A 3,102-nucleotide genomic window follows, 5' to 3' on the forward strand; every position below is an offset into this window, starting at 1 on the left:
CGATAAATCCATCTCTGTCTCCATCCACGCGTACTGTAAAAGCATCTGAATAACTGCCCTTCAGTGAGTCCATCTCTCCGTGAATCGCAAGGCGTCCCCTGTCGATGATAACAACATTTCCGCATATCCTCTCAACATCGACAAGTATATGAGTGGCGAGCACAATACTCATCTCTTTCTGTTCGGCTATGTATTGGATAAGATCAAGCATCTCAAGTCTGCCCCTCGGATCCATACCACTTGTTGGTTCATCGAGGAAAAGCAATCTCGGATCATGGACCAGAGCCTGGGCAAGTTTTACTCTCTGCTTCATACCGCGCGAATAAGTCTCGACCTTCCTGTACCTCGCTTCGCCGAGGCCTGTCAGGAACAACACCTCATGCCCCCGCTGCATCGCGTCTTTCCCCGACATCCCCGAAAGCTCCCCCGCATACTGGACCATACCTATACCGGTCAATCCCGGAATAAGACAATCATCTTCCGGCATGTAGCCGATCAACCGGCGGATCTCCCTGCGCTCACTTGATACATCATGGTCAAGTACCGTAGCGGACCCGGAGTCGAGCGATACGAGTCCGAGGAGCCCCTTGATCAGGCTTGATTTGCCGGCTCCATTCGCTCCGAGAAGGCCTGTTGAGCCGGGACGGAACAAAACCGAGATCCGGTCGACAGCTGTCACACTACCGTATCTGATGGAAAAGTCTGTTAATCTGACTGTCACTTATCTTCCTGACTGACAAATCTTGTTACAGAATAATTACGAGAGACGGTCGGGAAATGTTTCCGCTCCTTACCTGATTATTGATTATTCCACCGACAGATTTTTTTTCACATCTTCGATTATTCGGAGGAAACTTCCAGAATAGGCAGAAATGTCGCCGCATTTGGTATTGCCAGGATATCAGACGGATCGATCCCGGCAAGAAGAAATCCTGTATAATCAGCTTTCCAGGGGAAAAACCCGAACCTCTGGACAGTTTCATCATCGATACCTGACCTCAGATAGACCGAGAGCCTTCCGGTTATATCGAAAGTGGACATTGCAGTCTGGGAATTGAGTGTGTATCCTTCCCCGACCTTTCCCGGAACAGCATCCCTGCCGCTTTCGAATGATCCGTCGTATGAATCTGAACCGATTCCTTCCGGGCAGGCGGTAGCCGCCAAAAGCAACCCTCCCTGATCGACAGCGATTGACGCATATTTTATCGCCTTGTGGCTCTGAAGAAGATCTATATCCCTGGGGCTGCCTCCAGCTGAAGCGATCACCGTACTATATGTTCGTTTGATCCTGAACGAGAATCTGTCCGTAAACCATCGTGTAGCTGAAAGGTGTGATTGTTCAATATCTCCACCATTGATAAAAACGATTTCTCCATTCTTGCCACTGACCGTATTGATCATGAACACAGGCGATGGAAGGAGCCTTGCACCTTCAAGCATATCTATATGAACCGGATTGTCTTCAAGATTACCCGGTCTGCATCCTTCTACCAGACCATCAGAAGGATCATCAAGAAGAGAAAGTCTGTGATTTGCCAGAATCGTACTCTCAGAAGCTATGCCCGGCAGGATCAATTTTCGTGCTCCGCCGAAACCTGCGAAATAATGAAAAGATATCTGACCTATCCCTATGACCAGCCCGGAATCGACTATTCTTTCACTGAAATGGCATTCCGTCCCGGCACTGGTCACTCCCACATTGAACATCGACGATGAATCACACGCGTCATGCTCCGACACAGGATACTTTTCGATTATTTCAGATCCAAGATGTCTCTTGAGATCTTCCCTGCTGCGTCCGCGATGCATCCCTGCCGAAATCATTATCTCGATGCTGTCGCTCGCGGCGCCCATACTTTCAAGACGTTTAAGAAGAAGTGGCAGGATCACGCCCGCGACACTTCCTCTCGTAATATCCGATATAAGTATGCTGATCCTGCCCTCCGCAGGTATCAACTCTGAAAGTGGACTACAGCCTTCAGGAGACTCGATAGCAGAGTCAAGCCTAGCGCCGACATCGAGCAGAGCAGGAGGAAAAGTGGTTCCTTCTATCCTGACTCCATCCGGAAGATCTAATTCTATTTCCGAATCGTTATACGGCAACCGGTACTTCAATACTCCCCTTTTTTCAATAGAAACGCGGATCACACGATCACGGCGTCAGGCGAGATCGACCAGTTCCAGATCAAAGACAAGGTCTCTCCCCGCCATAGGATGGTTCGCGTCGACAGTGACGAGTTTATCAGTCAATCCGATGACAGTGACTATCATTGTTTCTTCGTCATCCCTTATCATCTCGAGCTGGATCCCCTCTTTTATATCGATCTCAGCGGGAATGTTGGATCTCTCGACTTCGACTATCAGTTGATCCTGCTTTGGACCATAGGCATTTACAGCATCGATAGTCACAGTCTTTTTTTCCCCGACTTTCATGCCCGTAATCGCAGAATCGAAACCCTCTATAACCTGTTTTTCGCCTACCGTAAAACCAAGGGGTTCTTTGCCTTCAGACGAATCAAAGACCTGGTCATCCGTAAATCGACCAGTATAATGAACCTTGACCTTATCACCAATCTTGACTTCCCTCATTATCTCTCCTTTTCCACTCATTTGTCAGGTATGATGTGTGTTCCCACGTCCCCGGCACATGCGTCCAGAAGTCTGCTTGCGTGGGACACGATAGCTTTCTGCCCTCCTCCCGCGACAAAATCTATCGCGGACCGGATCTTGGGCCCCATACTCCCGGCCGGGAACTCGTATGCTTCATAAAGAGACCTGACCTCTGAAAGGTGGATCTCCCTGATAGCTGCCTGTTCGGGGCTCCCCCAGTTTCTGTAAACTTCCTCGACATTCGTGAGGATTATCAGTCTCTCGGCGTTTATCCCGCCAGCCAGCACAGACGAGGCCCTGTCCTTGTCTATTACAGCCTCGACTCCACGCAATTCGCCCTCGCGCTGGACGACCGGAATACCTCCACCCCCGACTGCAATGACTATTGTACCCGACTCAAGAAGACTCTTTATGGTGCTGGATTCGACGATCTCGATGGGAGTGGGACTTGGCACGACTCTCCTGAAGCCCTTGCCATCCGGATCCTCTTTC

Annotated in this window: 4 protein-coding genes; all 4 read right to left on the reverse strand. The window is 49.8% G+C overall.

What is annotated here, in order from left to right:
• Nucleotides 1-721, reverse strand: a 721-nt coding sequence (locus tag KOO63_16150) for an ABC transporter ATP-binding protein (GenBank protein ID MBU8923349.1), incomplete at its 3' end; no start/stop codon positions are given.
• 119 nt (nt 722-840) lie between these two features.
• Entirely contained in the window at nt 841-2,115 is a 1,275-nt protein-coding gene (gene larA / locus KOO63_16155) for a nickel-dependent lactate racemase (GenBank protein MBU8923350.1), read from the reverse strand.
• A gap of 45 nt (nt 2,116-2,160) precedes the next feature.
• The gene (locus KOO63_16160; GenBank protein MBU8923351.1) at nt 2,161-2,589 is read right to left on the reverse strand and encodes an FKBP-type peptidyl-prolyl cis-trans isomerase; all 429 of its coding nucleotides are present in this window, start codon (nt 2,587-2,589) and stop codon (nt 2,161-2,163) included.
• Between the two features lie 17 nt (nt 2,590-2,606).
• Nucleotides 2,607-3,102 (reverse strand): carbamate kinase (locus KOO63_16165; protein MBU8923352.1); only part of this gene is annotated, 496 nt, incomplete at its 5' end.

Source organism: Candidatus Latescibacterota bacterium, from assembly GCA_019038625.1.
Classification (GTDB): domain Bacteria; phylum Krumholzibacteriota; class Krumholzibacteriia; order Krumholzibacteriales; family Krumholzibacteriaceae; genus JAGLYV01.

Excerpts from the sequence above, each read along its gene's own strand:
- KOO63_16160 (MBU8923351.1), bottom strand. The coding sequence starts at position 2,589 with ATGAGGGAAGTCAAGATTGGTGATAAGGTCAAGGTTCATTATACTGGT.